Below are 18,666 nucleotides of genomic sequence, written 5' to 3'. Positions count from 1 at the left end.
CATCATTTCGAGACCTTGCCATCCTGGTTCATAACGGGCGGTTTGTCTTCGCGGAAATCGTTGTGGCGGAAAGTTTCGCGAGAGTAGGGTCCGTTCTTGTCGAGGGGGCGACAACTATCCAGGGGGGCCACTTTGCCCGGTCTCGTGTCAGGCGCGGGATTGGCGATTTGTGGTCTGAAGATTCCGCCAGGGCTCTGCCCCCATGCCCGGCGAATGCAGTCGATGAAAACGCATGGGGAGGCCGCGTTGACCATCTCAGAGAGAAATTTCGAGTCAACCTTCGACGATGAGTCGGGCGCTCGGTCACGGGTCGGCACCCTGCCCCTGTCCGCAGCGCAGCGGGGAATCTGGTTCGCCCAGCACGTGGCAGGTGACCTGCCGATCTCGGTGGCGCAGTACGTGGAGATCGAAGGTGAACTCGACACCGGTGTGCTGGAAGACGCCGCGCGGACGACCGGACGAGAATTCGGTTCCGGGTACCTGCGGTTGATCGAGGTCGACGGCGAGCCGCGGCAGTACGTCGACGCGGCCCACAGCGCCCCGGTGTACACCGTCGATCTGCGCGGGGAGCCCGACCCGGTCGAGACCGCACATCGCCTGATGTCGGAGGACTACTCGCGGCCTCTGGATCTGCTCGTCGACCATCTGATGACGAGCATCGTGTACCAGGTGGGGACGAACCACTACTTCTGGTACCTGCGTGCACACCACATCGCCCTCGACGGGTTCGGGGCGGTCACGATGGTCCGGCGCATCACCGAGCGGTACAACGCCGGCATCCGAGGCGAGGCCCCACCGCCTTGCACGGCAAGCGATCTCGCCGACATCATCGAGCAGGACGCGTCATATCCCGGCTCGACCCGCTACGAGAACGACCGGAAGTACTGGAGCGAACACCTCGAGGGTGCCCCGCCGGTGGTCAGTCTCGCCGGCCGACTCGGCAAGCCCACGCTGCATCCGACCCTCGTGAGCACCCCGTTGCCCGACGAGACCGCCCGACTCCTCGACGACGCCTCGCATGACGGCGGGGTCACGCCGGTGATCGTCGCGGCCTTCGCCGCCTACCTCGCCCGGATGACCGGGAGTCCCGAGGTCCTTCTGGGTCTGCCGGTCTCGGGCCGGCATTCCGCCGTCCTCCGTCGCTCGGGTGGCATGGTGGCGAATGTCGTGCCGCTCCGGGTCCCGGTCGCGGGGCACACGCTCAGCGAGGTCGTCACCGCCGTGAAAGGCGAGCTGCTGAGCGCTCTCCGGCGGCAGCGGTACCGCCAGGAGGACATCTTCCGTGACATGGGGATCGCCCGCGACGAGGCGTCCTCGTTCGGTCCGGCCGTGAACCTGATGATGGTCGACAGCGAGGTCGTGTTCGGCGACGTGGTGGGACGCCTGCACGTGCTGACGTCCGGGCCCACCTCGGATCTGTTCGTCAACATCTATCCCGGTGCGGGGCACGACAGCACGCACATCGACTTCCAGGGAAACCCCAACGTCTACACCGCTGCCGAACTCGCCGACCACCACCGCCGGTTCCTGATGTTCCTGCACGAGTTCCTCGGCGGTCCGCCGGAGCGCCAGGTGGGTCTGCTCGACCTGCTCGACGATCACGAACGCGCTGCGCTTCTGCCCGTTCGTGGTCCGGAAGGTGTTGCGCCGCGGCTTCTTCCGGACATCCTCGCCGAGAGCGTGGCTCGTCACGGCGACCGGGTCGCGATCTCGTCGAACGGAGTCCGCCTGACCTATCGGGAACTGGACGCCGTCTCGTCCCGGATGGCGCGCCGCCTGATCGCCCTGGGCTGCGGGCCGGACACGTCGGTCGCGATACTTCTCCGACGGTCCGCCGAGTCCGTCGCCGCCGCGTGGGCGGTTGCGAAGTCCGGGTCTGCCATCGTCCAGGTGGACCCGGACTACCCACGCAAGCGAATCGAGCACATCGTCGCCGACAGCGGCGCCGCGGTGGCCATCTCCGCCGACGAGTTCACCGATCGACTCCCGGAGTCGATGCCCACGGTGCTCGTCGACGGTGACGATTCCCGGGGGGACGAATCCCGAGGGGAGGGCGGTCTCGGGGAGGGGGCCGCCCTCGCCTCGGGCCCGGCGATCGGGGACGGCGACCGCATTCGTCCGCTGCGTGCGGACAACGTCGCCTACGTGACCTACACCTCGGGATCGACGGGTGTGCCGAAGGGCGTCCAGGTCACGCACAACGGACTCGCGAACCTGATCTCCGACCGGTCCGAGGCCTACGGCCTCGACCCGGAGTCGCGGGTGTCCTACGCGCTCTCGCCCAGCTTCGACGCGTCGATGGAACAGCTGCTGACCTGCTTCGCGAGCGGTTCCGCGCTGATCGTCGTGCCGCCGGACGTGATCGGCGGCGAGCGGCTCACACGCCTGCTCGCCGACGAGGGTGTCACCCACCTGACGTTGACGCCGGCGATGCTGGCCACGGTCGAGCCCGAGGAGCTGACCGATCTGCGGGCGGTCATGGTCGGCGGCGACAAGACCGCGCCGCGCATCGTCGAACTCTGGACGCGGCGCGCGCGGATGATCAACGAATACGGACCGACCGAGGCGACCATCACCGCCGCAAGCGGGGTCCTCGACCCTCCCGAGGGTCTGACGGCCGGCCGGCCGGTGCGCGGCGCGTCGATGGTGATCCTCGACCCTGCGTTGCAGCCGGTCCCCGTCGGCACCGCGGGCGAGTTGTATCTGACCGGACCGGGTCTTGCGCGTGGCTACGCGAACCTGTTCGCGCAGACCGCGGACCATTTCGTCGCGAACCCCCACGGCCGGCCCGGGGAGCGGATGTATCGCACCGGCGATCTCGCACGGTGGGTCGGAGACGATTCTGCACTGTCGCTCGAACTGTTGGGACGCACCGACTTCCAGCTGAAGATCCGTGGGTTCCGGATCGAGCCCGGCGAGATCGACGCGGTTCTCATCGGTCACCCGGACGTCGAGGCGTCGATCACCGTGCCGGTCCGCAACAACTCCGGCGCAACCGTCCTCGCGTCCTACGTGACGCCCGTCCGCGACCACCGGATCGATGTCCCGGAGCTGGGCCGATTCGCGCGCGAATCGCTTCCGCCGCACATGGTCCCGGCGGTGATCACCACGCTGGACGCCCTGCCGCTCAACCCGTTCGGCAAGGTCGACCGGAAGGCACTACCCGCTCCGGTCTTCGCGTCCGCGCGCACCGGACGGCCTCCGTCGGCGCCCGGGGAATACCGACTGGCACAGCTGTTCTCCGACGTCCTCGGGGTCGACGAGGTCGGCGCCGACGACAGCTTCTTCGTCCTCGGCGGCGACAGCATCTCCTCGATCGAGCTCGTCGCCCGCGCCAAGGCCGCCGGACTGGCGTTCTCGACCCAGGACGTGTTCGAGTGCAAGACCGTCGCGGCCCTGGCGGTGCGGGCCACCGACTCAGCCGACGACGACGCCCTGCAGGAACTCCCCGGGGCGGGCGTCGGATCGTTCCCGCTGGCGCCGATCATGCACGCGATGCTCGACCGGGGGCACATTTCCCGTTTCGCCCAGGCCGCCCTCGTCGAACTCCCGGACGACCTCGACCGCGCCGACCTCGTTCGTGCACTGGGCGCCCTCGTCGACCGTCACGACATCCTGCGCGCGGTACTGCGCGACGTCCACTCGGGCGAGAGGTTCGTCGAGGTGCGGGAACCGGGCTCGGTCGACGTCGACTCCACGCTCGCCGAGGTGTGGCTCGACCGTCGCGACGCCGACGAGATCGACCAGCACCTGCAGGCCGCGGCCGATCTCCTCGACCCGACGGCCGGGTTGCTGACGCGTTTCGTGTGGATGCGGGACCGTGGCGGTGCGAAGCCGGATCTGTTGTGGCTCGTCATCCACCACCTTGCCGTCGACGGGGTGTCGTGGCGAATCCTCCTGGGCGACCTCGCGATCGCCCACGGTCAGATCGCGGCGGGCGCCGACCCGCAGCTCAGCCCGCGGACGACCTCCGTGCGGCGCTGGGTCCACGGCCTGGTCGAACGGTCCTCCGGCCGTACCGCCGCCGAACTCGACCTGTGGTCGGACATCCTCGCGGCCGGTGACCGTCCGCTGGGTGCCCGCGCGCTGGACCCCGATCGCGACGTCACCGCCACCGCGGAACGCGTGCGTGTGCGCCTACCCGCCGACGTCACCGAGTCGGTCGTCACCACCATCCCCGGCCGGTTCCACGGCAGCCCCAACGACCCGCTGCTCGCCGCCCTGGCACTCGCGCTGGCACGCTGGCGGTCTCTGCGCGGTGAGGCATCGGGCAGCGAACTGATCGCGCTCGAGGGGCACGGTCGTGAGGAGTCCGCGGTCCCCGGTGCCGACCTGACCGCGACCGTCGGTTGGTTCACCTCTCGCTTCCCGGTCCGCCTGGACCTGGCCGGCATCGATCTGGACGACGCCTTCGCCGGCGGGGCAGCCGCCGGCGCGGCGATCAAGCGGGTGAAGGAACAACTGCGCGCGGTGCCCGACAACGGCATCGGCTACGGCATGGTCCGGCACCTGGACCCGGTGGGCTGCAACGAACTCCAGAACCGTCCCGAACCGCAGATCAGCTTCAACTACCTGGGCCGCGCGGGCACCCGGGATCTCGTGGGACCGTGGACGCCGTCACGCGAGTTCGACGCGCTGGCCGGGACGGCCGACCCGTCGATGGCGTTGCCGGCCATCCTGGACATCAACGCGATCGCCGAGCCGGGTCCGGACGGACTCGAACTCGACGCCGTGTTCGAATTCGCCTCGCTGGTGCTCGACCGCGCCGAGGCCGAAGAACTGTCGCAGCTGTGGGTGCAGGCTCTCGAGGCCTTCGCCCGACTCGCGCAGGCCGATCACGTGGGCGGTCACACCCCGTCGGACTTCCCGCTCGTCGAGACCACCCAGGAGGAGATCGACGGCTGGCTGCGCGACCACCCGTCGATGGTCGACGTCTGGCCCTTGACCGCCCTGCAGGCCGGACTCCTGTTCCACGCCACCTTCGACGGCATCGACGCCAAGAACAGCGCCGGAGGCATGAGTGGCGCCGACGGCTACGTCGTGCAGGCAGAGGTCACCCTCGGCGGGTCGGTCCGGCCGGAACGGATGCGGCAGGCGGCGCAGGCGCTCATCGACCGCCACGACAGTCTCCGGGTCGCCTTCGTCGAGACCCGCTCCGGTCCACGCCAGATCCTGCTGCGCGACTTGCCCGTCGACTGGACCGATTCCGACCTCACCGGCATCGTCGACGCCGAGGAGCGGCATCGTGAGCTGCGCCGGCTGATCACCGAGTCGGCGACCCCCTTCGACCTGTCGCAGCCGCCGCTGGTGCGGTTCCACCTCATCCGCGTCGACGACGACGAGTTCCTGCTCCTGCTGACGAACCACCACATCGTGCTCGACGGCTGGTCGATGCCGCTGCTCGTCCACGACCTGCTCGCGCTGTACATCGCCGACTCGGCGGACGGCGGAGCGGCCGGGCTGCCCGCACCGCGGTCCTTCCGGGAGTACCTGCAGTGGTTGGATTCTCAGGACCATGAGGCGACGACGGCCGCGTGGGAGGAGATGCTGGCCGACATCGAGAGCCCGACGCGACTCACCGGCAACCCGGACCGGGTCGCCGCGGACGACGTCGCGCAGGTCGACCTCGATCTCGACGTGGCCACCACCGACGCGGTGCTCGGACTCGGCCGCGCCCACGGCGTCACCCCGAACACCGCCATCCAGGTGGCGTGGGCACTGCTGCTCTCCGCCATGACCGGTCGGTCGGATGTGGTGTTCGGCAACACGGTCTCCGATCGGCCGGCGCACATCGCGGGCATCGAGCGGATGATCGGCCTGTTCATCAACACCCTGCCGGTGCGGGTCCGGCTCGATCCCGACGAGACCGTCACGGAGTTGCTCACCAGGGCGCAGGCCCAGCAGGCCACCATGCTCGAGCACCGCAACATCGGGCTCGCCGAACTCCAGCGCGCCGCGGGGATGGCCGACATCTTTGACACCGCCACGGTTCTGGAGTCCTATCCCATCGACGCCGAGGGGGTCGCGGGCGCCCTGGCGGATGCCGGGTTGCGGTGGAAGGGCATCGTGGCGCACGACGCCACCCCGTATCCGGTCAGCCTGCAGGTCACCCCGCCCCGACCGGTGACCGCCGGACGGGGGGCGGGCGATCCGGGCCGCTACGAGCTGATCCTGAAGTACTCCGCCGATCGTCTCGACGCGCAGAGCGCGTCACTCCTGCTCGAACGTTTCGCGATGCTGCTGGGGCAGATCGCGGCGGACCCGGGCCGGAAGGTCGCGGCGGTCTCTCCCTGCTGGGACACCGAACGGGCCGCGCTGTCCCGCGTCGAGGGTCCGCCGGCCATGACACCGCGGACGCTCCGGGGCATCCTGTCGGACACCGCGCGCCGCCACCCCGACATGCCGGCCGTGCGTTCGGGAGAGGGCACGCTGACCTACCGGGAGCTCGACCGACGGGCCGACCGTGTCGCCCGTGAACTCGTGCGCCGCGGCGCCGGACCCGAGGGGTTCGTCGCGCTGGCGCTCCCGCGGTCGGTCGAACTGATCGTTGCCATGTGGGCGGTGGCCAAGTCGGGAGCAGCGTTCGTCGCACTCGATCCCGGCAATCCCGCATACCGCCTGGCCGAGTTGCTGGCCGACTCGCACTGCACGCTCGGTATCACGGTCGAGGAGGTCACGAAGAACCTCCCGGATTGCGTCGACTGGCTCGTTCTGGACGCCGCCGAACGGGCGGATGACGAAGGGGCGGAAGCGGACTGGTCGACGACCACGGTGGAGGCCGACAGCAGTGCGTACCTGATCTTCACTTCCGGATCGACCGGACGGCCGAAGGCGGTCCACATCGATCACCGGGGCCTGCGAGACCGGGTCACCGAACTGGGCGACTACTTCGGCGTGCAACCGGGTTCGGCAGTGCTGCAGGTGTCGTCTCCGGGCTTCGACGCCTGCGTCTCCGAGGTGCTGCTCGCGCACGGCAACGGGGCATGTCTGGTGGTGGCGCCCCAGGACGTCTACGGCGGAACCGATCTCGAGGAACTGGTGCGGACCGAGGAGATCTTGTGCGCGATCATCACCCCGACCGCCCTCAACACCATGGACCCCGCACGCGTGCCGTCGCTCACGACGATCGCGGTGGTCGGGGAGGCGACCGGCGCGGACATCGTGAACCGTTGGGCCCCCGGACGCCGGCTGATGAACCACTACGGCCCCACCGAATGCACGATCTGGGCCACCGCGGCCGACGACCTGCAGCCCGGACAACCGGTGACCATCGGCGGGCCGGTCCGCGGGGTGTCTGCGGTGGTGCTCGACGCATGGCTGCGGCCGGTGCCGGTCGGCGTGTCCGGCGAACTGTACCTGGGCGGACCGGGTCTGGCCCGCGGGTACTTCGACCGTCCCGACCTCACCGCATCCCGGTTCGTCGCCGATCCCCGGTCGGCGACCGGCGAGCGCATCTACCGCACCGGTGACCAGGTGCGGTGGATCCGAGGACGCGGCGGACTCGAACTGGACTATCTGGGACGCAACGACCAGCAGGTCAAGATCCACGGTCTGCGTATCGAGACCGGCGAGATCGACGCACATCTCGCGCGGCACGACGCGGTCGCGCAGGCCGTCACCCTGGTCCAGCCGGGACCGGCGGGCCGGCCGGTCATCGTGTCCTATGTGGTCGGCACGCCGGGGGAGCAGCTCGACGTGACCGCGCTGCGCACGGACCTCGCGGAATCCCTGCCGCGCTACATGGTGCCGACCGTCATCCTCGAGTTGCCGGCGATGCCGGTCACCCGCACCGGCAAGGTTGATCAGAAGGCGCTCCCCGCGTGGGACTTCCGCGCCGAGAGCGCCGGCGGTCGAGAGCCGTCAACCCCCACCGAGAAGCTCGTCGCCCGGCTGTTCGCCGAGGTCTTGGACGTCGACACGGTGACCGCCGACGACAATTTCTTCGCCCTCGGCGGCGACAGCATCGTCTCGATGCAGCTCGTGGCACTGGCGAAGTCGGTCGGACTGACGATCACCGGCCGCCAGGTCTTCGAGGCGAAGACGGTCGCCGCGCTGGCGGCCCTCGCCGACCTCGACGGCCCCGAGTCCGGCGACCCCGCTCGAGCAGTCGAGACCGACGTCGCACCTCTGGAGAACCGCGATGCGCTCTCCGACAACGACTTCGGGGATGTCTGCGACTCCGATGCGGAGCTCCTCCACCATCGCTACCCGGATCTGGCCGAGATCTGGCCGCTGTCGCCCACGCAGGCCGGCATCCACTTCCATTCCACGCTCGATCCCGACGCTTCGGACAACTACACCGTGCAGTCGACGATCCGGCTGTCGGGGTACCTCGACGGCGCGCGGTTGCGTCGTGCCGCACAGGCGCTCGTCGACCGTCACGACATCTTGCGCGCCGGTTTCGTCGAGACCTCCCGGGGCCCACGCCAGGTCGTGGTCGGGCACACCGACGTCGCCTTCCGCGAGATCGACCTCACCGGCCGGTCCGCCGACCGGGCCCGGGAGGAAGCCGAACGCATCGCCGCCGAGGACGCCGCCGCGGGGTTCGACCTGAGCATCCCGTCGCTGATCCGGTTCACCCTGGTCCGTCTCGAGGCCGAGGCGTTCGCGCTGCACATCACCAATCACCACGTGATCCTCGACGGTTGGTCGATGCCGCTGCTCATCGGTGAACTCCTCGAGTTCTACGGCGAGCCGGAGCGTATCGACACGGCCGGCTCGGCCCCCTCCTACCGCGACTACCTGCGCTGGCTGGCCGAGCAGAACCACGACGCGTCCATCGCGGCGTGGACACGGGCCTACGCCGACGTCGACGCGGCGACCCGCGTCAGCCGGAACGGTGCCGCGATGTCGGGAGATCGGGCCGGCGAGGTCGGCGCGGAGTTGCCCGCACAGGAGTTCCTGCGTTTGCGCTCCGTGGCCGCCGATTCCGCGGTGACCGTCGGTACCGCGGTGTCCACGGCATGGGCACTCGTCCTGCGTGTGCTGACCGGTGAGACCGACGTGATCCTCGGTTCGGCCGTCGCCGGACGCCCGCCGGAACTGCCGGGGGTCGGCCAGGCCCTCGGGATGTTCCTGAACACCGTCCCGGTCCGGGTCCGGCTCGATCCCTCGACGTCGTTGCGGGAGTTGCTGGTCGAGGCCCAGGACCACAACGCCGAACTGCTCGACCACCACTACGTGGGCCTTCCCGCCATCCACCGCGCGGTGGGGCTGGCCGACATGTTCGACACCGCGCTCGCCTTCCAGTCCTTCCCCCTGCGCGAGTCGAGCCTGCAGGAACTCGTCTCGTCGGCGGGTCTCCGCGTCGACGGGCTCACCGGCGTCGACGCCACCCCGTACCCCCTGAGTCTGGTCGTGGCACCGAAAAACGATGCGGGGGAGGGCGAACCGGGCCTGTCCATCACCCTTCGCTTCCGCCGTGACGATTTCGACCCCAGCCGGGCGCGGGAGATCGTCGACCTCTTCGTCGAGTGCCTGTCCCGGATCGCCGACGACCCCGACGCGCGCCTGGGCATGCTCGCGCATGTCGGCGGCGAGCGGGATCGGCCGGCGCCGCTGCGGGGTCACCACCCGGAGACGTTGCCCGACATCCTCGCCGCATCCGTCGCCCGCCACCCCGACGCGATCGCGGTGACGTGTGGCGCGTCGGTGTCGTACCGCTGGCTCGACGAGCGGTCGAACCGAATGGCCAGATTCCTGTTGCGCCAAGGAGTCCGGTCGCACGACGTGGTCGCCTGTGTGTTGCCGAGATCGCTCGACGCGGTCGTCGCCCTCTGGGCGGTGGCCAAGACGGGTGCGGCATTCCTGCCGGTGGACCCGACCCTGCCTGCTGAACGGATCGGATACCTGCTCTCCGATGCCGATGTCAGGCTGGGTCTCACGCACGCCGGGACCGCTACCCTGGACGGTCCCGGCGTGCCCCCCGGCGTCGAGTGGCTCGAACTCGACGACGAACGGCACCTGTGCATGCTCGACGCCGAAGCCGCCGAGCCGATCAGCGATGTGGAGCGGGGCGGTCCGATCCGGATCGCACAGACCGCCTACGTGATCTACACCTCCGGTTCGACCGGCACGCCGAAGGGCGTGCTGGTCAGCCACCGCGGCCTGGCGCGGCTCGTCGACGCACAGCATCGCATCCTCGACTGCGATGCCACGTCGAGCGTTCTGCAGGTGGCCTCACCGAGCTTCGACGCCTCGGTCTTCGAGATGCTGATGGCGCACGGTTCCGGTGGGCGCCTCGTCGTCTCGCCGCCGGATGTCTACGGCGGCCCCGAACTCGCCGAGCTGATCCGTCGGGAACATGTCTCCCACGTGGTGGTGACGCCCTCGGCTCTGGCGACCGTGCCCGATGCGGGACTCGACACGCTGCGTGTCCTCGCGACCGCCGGCGAGGCCGTCGGCCCCGAGCTGATCGCGCGGTGGGCGCCGGGACGCGCCATGATCAACCTCTACGGCCCCACCGAATCCACCATCTGGGCCACGGCCAGCGAACCGCTCGAACCGGGTGGCCGGGTGACGATCGGCCGCGCGGTCGGTCCGGTCGCCGCAGCCGTGCTCGACACCTGGATGCGCCCGGTGCCCCAGGGCGTCGTCGGCGAGCTGTACCTGTTCGGACCCGGACTGGCCGACGGCTATGTCGGGAACGCGACGACGACCGCGGCCCGGTTCGTCGCGTGCCCGTTCGGTGACACCGGCGACCGGATGTACCGGACCGGCGACCTGGTCCGGCGCACCGTCGACAACCAGCTGGAGTTCCTGGGACGCAACGATTTCCAGGTCAAGATCCGCGGTACCCGGATCGAGGTCGGGGAAATCGACGCGCTCCTCGGCGGTCGCTCGGACGTGGCGTACGCAGCCACAATCGCCCGCAGTGACAACGGGATGCCGCGGACGCTGGTGTCCTACGTCGTGCCGGTACCGGGTGCGGAGTGCTCCGGCGACGACCTGCGGGAGTCGCTGTCGCAGCGGCTGCCCGCATACATGGTCCCGGCCGCGGTCGTCGTACTCGACGAGGTCCCGCGCACACAGACCGGCAAGCTGGACCGGAGCCGGTTGCCCGCACCGGTGTTCGCCGCAACGGAGTTCCGGGCACCGTCGAATCCCGCGGAGTCCGCGGTGGCCACCGCCTTCGAGGAAGTCCTGGACATCGCTCGGGTCGGTGCCGACGACGACTTCTTCGCCCTCGGCGGCGATTCGCTGAGCGCGTCGGTGGTCGCCGCGCGAGTGGGTGCGGCGTTGGGCGTCCGTGTCCCGGTGCGCGCCCTGTTCGAGGCGCCCACCGTGTCGAGCCTGGCCGCGCTCGCCGGATCGCTGCACGAAGGACAGCGGGCACCGCTGATCCCGGGCCCGCGACCGGAGCGCCTCCCGCTGTCGCTGGCGCAGCAGCGCATGTGGTTCCTGAACCGGATGGAGCCGGAATCACCCGCGTACAACATCCCGGTGATCCTGAAGCTGGCCGGACACCTCGACATCGCGGCGCTGGAGGATGCGCTCGCCGACGTGATCGGCCGGCACGAGGTGTTGCGGACGATCTACCCGGACGACGCCGGTGAGCCGCACCAGCTGGTGCTCGACCACGTGGCAGCAGCGGTGGAGATCCGGTACGTGCCCGAGAGCGCCGTCGAAGACGCGGTGGGCGAGTTCGTACGTCGCGGCTTCGACGTGACCACGAGGGTGCCGATCCGCGTGGGACTCCTGCGCATCGGCGAGCCCGGCACCGCGGTCGGCGGTCCCTTCCTGGACCAGGCCGGAGAGTTCCTGCTGATCCTGGTCGTGCACCACATCGCAGGTGACGGACAGTCCATGGCGCCGCTGGCACGGGATGTGATGTCCGCCTACGCAGCCCGGCTCGCCGGACAGGAACCGGCCTGGGAACCGCTCGAGGTCCAGTACGCCGACTACGCGCTCTGGCAGCGTCGAGTGCTCGGTGAGCCCGACGATCCGCAGTCCCTCATGCACGCGCAGCTGGACTACTGGCGGTCGACGCTGGCCGAGATCCCGGATGTGCTGGATCTCCCCACCGACCGTCCGCGACCTGCGGTGGCGAGTCTGTCCGGCGGCCACGTCCCGGTGGAGATCGACGCCCGGCTCCACGGCCGCCTGCTGGAACTGGCGCGATCGCGGAACGCGTCGCTGTTCATGGTCCTGCACGCCGCGCTGGCCACGCTTCTCGGCCGCTTGAGCGGTGGCGACGACATCGTCGTCGGCACCCCCGTCGCCGGCCGCGGCGAGCCGGGACTCGAACCGCTCGTCGGCATGTTCGTGAACACGCTCGCGCTGCGCACATCCCTCGACCGCGATCAGTCCTTCGCCGGACTTCTCGGCGAGGTCAGGGACACCGACCTGCACGCCTACGAGCACGGCGACGTCCCGTTCGAGCGGATCGTCGAGGAGCTGAACCCGCAACGCTCGACCGCACACCACCCGTTGTTCCAGGTGGCGCTCGCCTTCCAGAACCTCTCCAAGGTCGACGTGCAACTGCCCGAGGTGACCGTGTCGCGGGTGCAGGCCGACACCGGTGTCTGCCAGTTCGACCTACAGCTCGTGGTCGCCGACGCCTACGGCGAGAACGGTGCGGCGAAGGGCATCTCGGGCGCGATGATGTTCGCGCACGACCTCTTTGACCCGGAGACGGTCCAGGGCTTCGTCAAGCGTCTGTGCCGGATACTGGAAGCGATCGTCGACGATCCGGAGACACCCGTCGGCGAGATCGACTGGCTCGACTCCGCGGAACGTACCGACTTGCTGTCGCGTGTCGGACGGCCGCGGCTCGCCGGTGACCAGGCGCCGCCCTCATCGGTACTCCTGCCGGAGGTCTTCGCCGCTGCGGTTCGGCGGAACCCGCACGGGCCGGCGGTGGTCGCCGGTGGCGTCGAGCTGTCCTACACCGAACTCGACCGACGCTCGAATCGATTGGCACGTCACCTCATCCGACGGGGCGCGGCACCCGAACAGCCGGTCGCCGTCGCGGTCGAGAGGTCCCTGGACTCCGTCATCGCCTGGTGGGCCGTGGTCAAGTCCGGCGCCGCCTACGTGCCGGTCGATCCGCACTACCCGACCGCTCGGATCGGTCAGATGGTCACCGATTCCGGTGCGACGCTGGGTATCACGACGCTCGGTGCACGCGCCGGACTACCCGGGACGATCGACTGGGTCGTCGCGGACGATCCCGCCGACGCCGCGCGCATCGACGCGCTGGACGACGGCGAGGTCGGACAGGCCGAACGGATCCGGCCGGTGCGCGCAGCGAACACGGCGTGGGTCGTGTTCACGTCCGGATCGACCGGGGTGCCCAAGGGCGTCGCGGTCACCCACGCCGGGGTCGCCGACTATCTGTCCTCGCTGTTCGTCGATCCCGCGAGCGGACCCGACTCCCGGGTCCTGCATTTCGCCTCGCCGTCCTTCGACGCCTCACTGCTCGAGATCCTGCTGGCGATCAGTTCGTCGTCGGCACTCGTGGTGGCGCCGACCGACGTACGCGGCGGCAGCGAACTCGGCGACTTCCTCCGCAGCCGACGCGTCACCCACGCGTTCGTGACCCCCGCGGCGCTGGCGTCGGTCGATCCCACGGGTCTCGACGACCTGCGAGAGGTGATGTCCGGCGGCGACGAGGTGCCGACGGATCTGATCACCCGGTGGGTGGGCGACGACCCGGTCCGCGCACGCCGATTCCGAGTGCTGTACGGGCCCACCGAGGCCACGATCGTCGCCACTGCGACCGAGCCGCTGAAGGCGGGGGAACGGTCGACGATCGGTACCCCGATGGCCGGGATGCAGGCCCTGGTCCTGGACGCGCGGATGCAGCCCGTCCCGGTCGGTGTGGCAGGCGAACTCTATCTGGCCGGTCCGGCGCTGGCCCGTGGCTATCTGAACCGGCCCGGCGTCTCGGCATCGCGTTACGTGGCCCATCCCCACGGTCGGGCCGGGGAGCGGATGTACCGCACCGGTGACGTCGTCCGCTGGAATGCCGCCGGGTCGTTGGAGTTCCTGGGACGCAATGATTTCCAGGTCAAGATTCACGGCTTCCGGGTGGAGCTCGGCGAGATCGATGCCACGCTGGGGGAGCATCCCGGGGTGTCGTTCGCGGTGACGGTGCCGCGCCGCGACAGCGGGGTCGGCATGCGGCTGGTCTCCTATGTGGTGCCCGCTCCCGGTGAGGTGGTCTCGGGCGAGAAGCTGCGCGCCCTCCTCCTGGACTCGCTGCCGCCGTACATGGTCCCGGCCGCGGTCATGGTTCTGGACGAGATCCCGTTGACGCCGAGCGGCAAACTCGACCGCAAGGCCCTTCCCGCACCGCTGATCACCACCCGGCGATTCCGCGCCCCGGCGTCCCCGGTGGAGGAGATCGTGGCGGGGGTCTTCGCCGAAGTCCTCGGGATCGAGGGCGGGGTCGGTGCCGACGACGACTTCTTCGACCTCGGCGGCAACAGTCTCGCCGCGACCCGTGTCGTGTCGAGGATCGGCGCGGCCCTGGGCACCAATGTCGGCGTGTCGATGATCTTCGAGGCGTCGACGGTGTCGAAGCTGGCGGCACGGGCCGAATCCCACACGGCCATCGGCCGGATCCCGTTGGGATCGCTGGAACGACCCGCACGCATCCCGCTCTCGTACGCGCAGCAGCGGATGTGGTTCCTCAGCCGGATCGAACCCGACTCGCCGGCGTACAGCATCCCGATCGTCGTACGGCTGTCCGGACACCTCGACGTCGACGCCCTCCGGTCGGCCGTCGGGGACGTCGTCGACCGTCACGAGATCCTGCGCACGGTCTACCCCTATGTGGATGCCGAACCCACGCAGGTGATCCTGCCGCCCGCCGCCGACCGTGTCCCGGTCGTCGTCACGTCGGTTCCCGAATCGGAGATGCCGCAGGCGATGTCCCGGCTGCTGGCCAGGCCCTTCGACGTGACGTCGGAGGTCCCGGTGCGGATCAGCCTGTTCTCGCTCGGCGACGACGAGTGGGTGCTCGCGGTCGTCATCCATCACATCGGTGCCGACGGTTCGTCGTTGACGCCGCTCGCCCGCGATCTGATGAACGCGTATGCGGCCCGCACGAACGGTGGGGAACCCGGTTGGGAACCGCTGCCGGTGCAGTACGCGGACTACGCGCTCTGGCAGCGGGTGGTCCTCGGTGCCGCCGATGACCCCGACTCGCTTCTGCACGCGCAGATCGACTACTGGACCAGGCAGCTGGCCGACGCGCCTGCGCTGCTCGAACTGCCCGCCGACCGCACGCGGCCGCCGACACAGTCCTACACCGGCGGTAACGTGCCGCTGACCGTCGACGCCGATCTGCACGCCGCGCTGCAGCAGGTCGCGCGTGCCCACAACACCACGCTGTTCATGGTCTTCCACGCGGCGCTGGCCGCACTCCTGGCCCGGCTCGCGGCGACCGACGACGTGTCGATCGGCACCCCGTATGCCGGGCGAGGCGAGCGCGAACTCGACGATCTGATCGGCATGTTCGTCAACACCCTGGTCCTCCGCACACAGCTGCGGCCGGGCATGTCGTTGCGGGAACTGATCGACGACGTTCGAGACACCGATCTGGCGGCCTTCGGGCACTCGGATGTCCCCTTCGAGCGACTCGTCCAGGAGCTCAACCCGGTCCGGTCCGACGCCTACAACCCGTTGTTCCAGGTGATGCTCGCGTTCCAGAACACCGCCTCGGCAGACATCGAACTACCGGAGCTGTCGGCGTCCGCCGTCGAGCCGGACACCGGGATGTCGCTGTTCGACCTGCAGGTGACGGTGTCGGACACCTACGACGCGAGCGGCGCGCCGGCCGGTCTCCGAGGCGGGATCACCTTCGCCACCGACCTCTTCGACGCATCGACGGTCGCCGGCTTCGGCGAACGCCTGGTGCGGATGCTCACCGCGCTCGCCGAGGATCCCGCGCGAGGAGTGCTCGAGGTCGACCTGCTCGACGACTCGGAACGGGACGCGGTCCTGGTGCGGTGCAACGAGACCGCCCACGCGATCGATCCGACGGCGACGCTGGCGTCGCTCTTCGCCGATTCCGCGGTCCGGTTCGCCGACAGCCCGGCGATCACCGCCGGCGAGACCGTCCTGACCTACGCGGAGTTCGCCGGCCGCGTCAACCGGCTGGCCCGGTGGCTCGTCTCCCGCGGGGTCGGCCCGGATTCACTGGTGGCGCTGCGGATGCGGCGTTCGCTGGACCAGGTGACCGCGATGTACGCGGTGCACGCCGCCGGTGGAGCGTACGTCCCGGTCGATCCCGATCATCCGGCCGAGCGGATCGACTACATGCTGGAGTGCGCCGACCCGGTCGTGGTCCTGACATCGCTCGACGGCGTCGAACTCGACGCCTTCGACGATGCGCCGCTGACCGACGACGACCGGCTCGGTCGGCTGACACCGGACCATCTCGCCTACGTCCTGTTCACCTCCGGTTCCACCGGAAGGCCGAAGGGCGTCGCCGTGTCGCACCGTTCGGTGGTGAACCAGGTTCTCTGGATCAGCGACGAGTACGAGCTGAACGTCACCGACGTCGTCCTCCAGAAGACGCCGGCCACGTTCGACGTCTCGGTGTGGGAGCTGTTCGCCACCCTCGCGGTGGGAGCGCGCCTGGTGATCGCGCGGTCGGACGGACACACCGACACCGACTACCTCGCCGACACGATCGCCCGGGAGCGCGTGACCATCACCTCATTCGTGCCCTCGATGCTGGCAGTGTTCGCGGGCGCCGCGACCACCGGCTCGTTGGATTCGCTGCGGGCGCTCCTCGTGGCGGGCGAGGCCTTCGGCCCGGACGTGGTCGCCGCGGCGCGGCGGATGCTGCCCGGGGTGGAGCTGCACAATCTCTACGGTCCGACGGAGTTCACGGTGCACGCCACCGCGTATGCCGCGCATCCCGACGACACCCGGGCCGTGCCGATGGGCAAGCCGGTGTGGAATGCCCGTGCCTACGTTCTCGATTCGCGGTTGCAGCCCGTACCGACGGGCGTCACCGGCGATCTGTATCTGTCCGGGACCCAGGTGGCTCGTGGCTATCACGGACGAGCCGGCCTGACCGCGGAACGCTTCGTACCCGACCCGTTCGCGCCGGGGGAGCGGATGTACCGCACCGGCGACCTCGTGCGCCGCCGGCCGAGCGGGGATCTGGAGTACCTGGGCCGCAGCGACTTCCAGGTGAAGCTGCGTGGCCTGCGAATCGAGCTCGGGGAGATCGAGGCGGTGTTCGCCGAACACCCGAAGGTCGCCCGCGCGGTCGCCACGGTCACCTCGACCGACACCGTCGAGTTCCTCGCGGTCTACCTGGTGCCCGCGACCCCGGGCATCGACTCCCCGGACGCCGCCGACTTCGACACCGACGAGGTGACGGCCTACGCGTCGACGGAACTGCCGGGGTACATGATGCCCACCGCGGTGCTGGTGCTGGACACGGTGCCGCTGACCGCGTCGGGCAAGCTCGACCGCAAGCGCCTGCCGAAGCCGGCGCTGAACACCGCGGAGTTCCGCGAGCCGTCGACCTGGCTGGAAGGTGAGATTGTCCGCACCTTCGAACACGTCCTGGGGGTGCCACGGGTGGGGGTCGACGACGACTTCTACGAACTCGGCGGCAACTCGCTGCGGTCGGTCCAGGTGGTCAACGACCTGAAGAGCGAACTGCACATGGACATCCCCGTCCGGTGGATGCTGTCGGCGTCGAGTCCGGCCGATCTGGCCCGGCGGATCGAGGACGGGATGGGCAACGGCGAAGGCACCGGCGAATCCATGGAATTCGATGCGCTGCCACCGCTGGGGTTCGACGTCCTGCTGCCGATCCGGCCGGGCGGTGAGAGGCCGCCCCTGTTCTGCGTTCATCCCGCGTCCGGGCTCTCGTGGGCCTATCACACCCTCGGCCGGCACCTCGCGTCCGGACGACCGGTGTACGGCCTGCAGGCACCACAGATCGGTGGCGAGAAGGACGGTCCCACAACCGTGGCCGGGCTCGCCCGCCGCTACTTCGACGAGATCCGCACCGTGCAGCCGCACGGGCCGTACCACCTGATGGGGTGGTCGCTGGGCGGCACGATCGCGCACGCGGTCGCCGCGGAGATGCGGGCAGCAGGGGAAGAGGTCGCGCTGCTCGCGATGCTCGACACCGAGGCCGACGCGGTCGACACCGAGGCGATCACCACCATCACGGCCGGTGAACTCATCAGCAACCTCGGACCGGTCCTCGGCATCGACTTCGTCAGCGCCGACGCGACCGCGGAGGAGGCGGCCGAACAGATCGCCGCGCGTCTCGGCGGCGGACTCGGCATCGACGCCGAATCCATCGAGAACCTCACCGAGGCGTACAACATGCTGATCCGGGCGACCGGGGACTGGCAGCCACCCGTCGTCGACGTCGACCTGCGGTACTTCACCGCGGTCCGCGACCGTCGTGCGGACGCGGTGGGGCACGACGGATGGGCACCGTATGTCCGCGGGAACATCTCGAACGTCGACGTCGACGTGCACCACCTCGGGATGACCGAGAACGAGGCGATCATCCGGATCGCCGCGATTCTCGACGAATACATGACTCGCGAAAACGGCCACGAGGACGGCCGTTCCGGGTCTAGCGTTTTTCAACAATGGGAGATTCACCATCCAGAAATGAGGTAGTCCATGAGCAGGTCAGGGACTTCGACCGAGCTACGCCGAATGCGCTTCCAG

At 69.6% G+C, this 18,666-nt stretch carries 1 pseudogene; it reads left to right on the top strand.

Annotated features, from left to right (window positions below):
* Positions 1–222 precede the first annotated feature (222 nt).
* Positions 223–18,610, top strand: a pseudogene (locus IHQ52_RS22570) (amino acid adenylation domain-containing protein).
* Positions 18,611–18,666: the final 56 nt, after the last annotated feature.

The sequence above is a fragment of the Gordonia amicalis genome, from assembly GCF_022059885.1.
Lineage (GTDB): Bacteria > Actinomycetota > Actinomycetes > Mycobacteriales > Mycobacteriaceae > Gordonia > Gordonia amicalis.
This window is presented reverse-complemented; position numbering and strand designations above follow the sequence as displayed.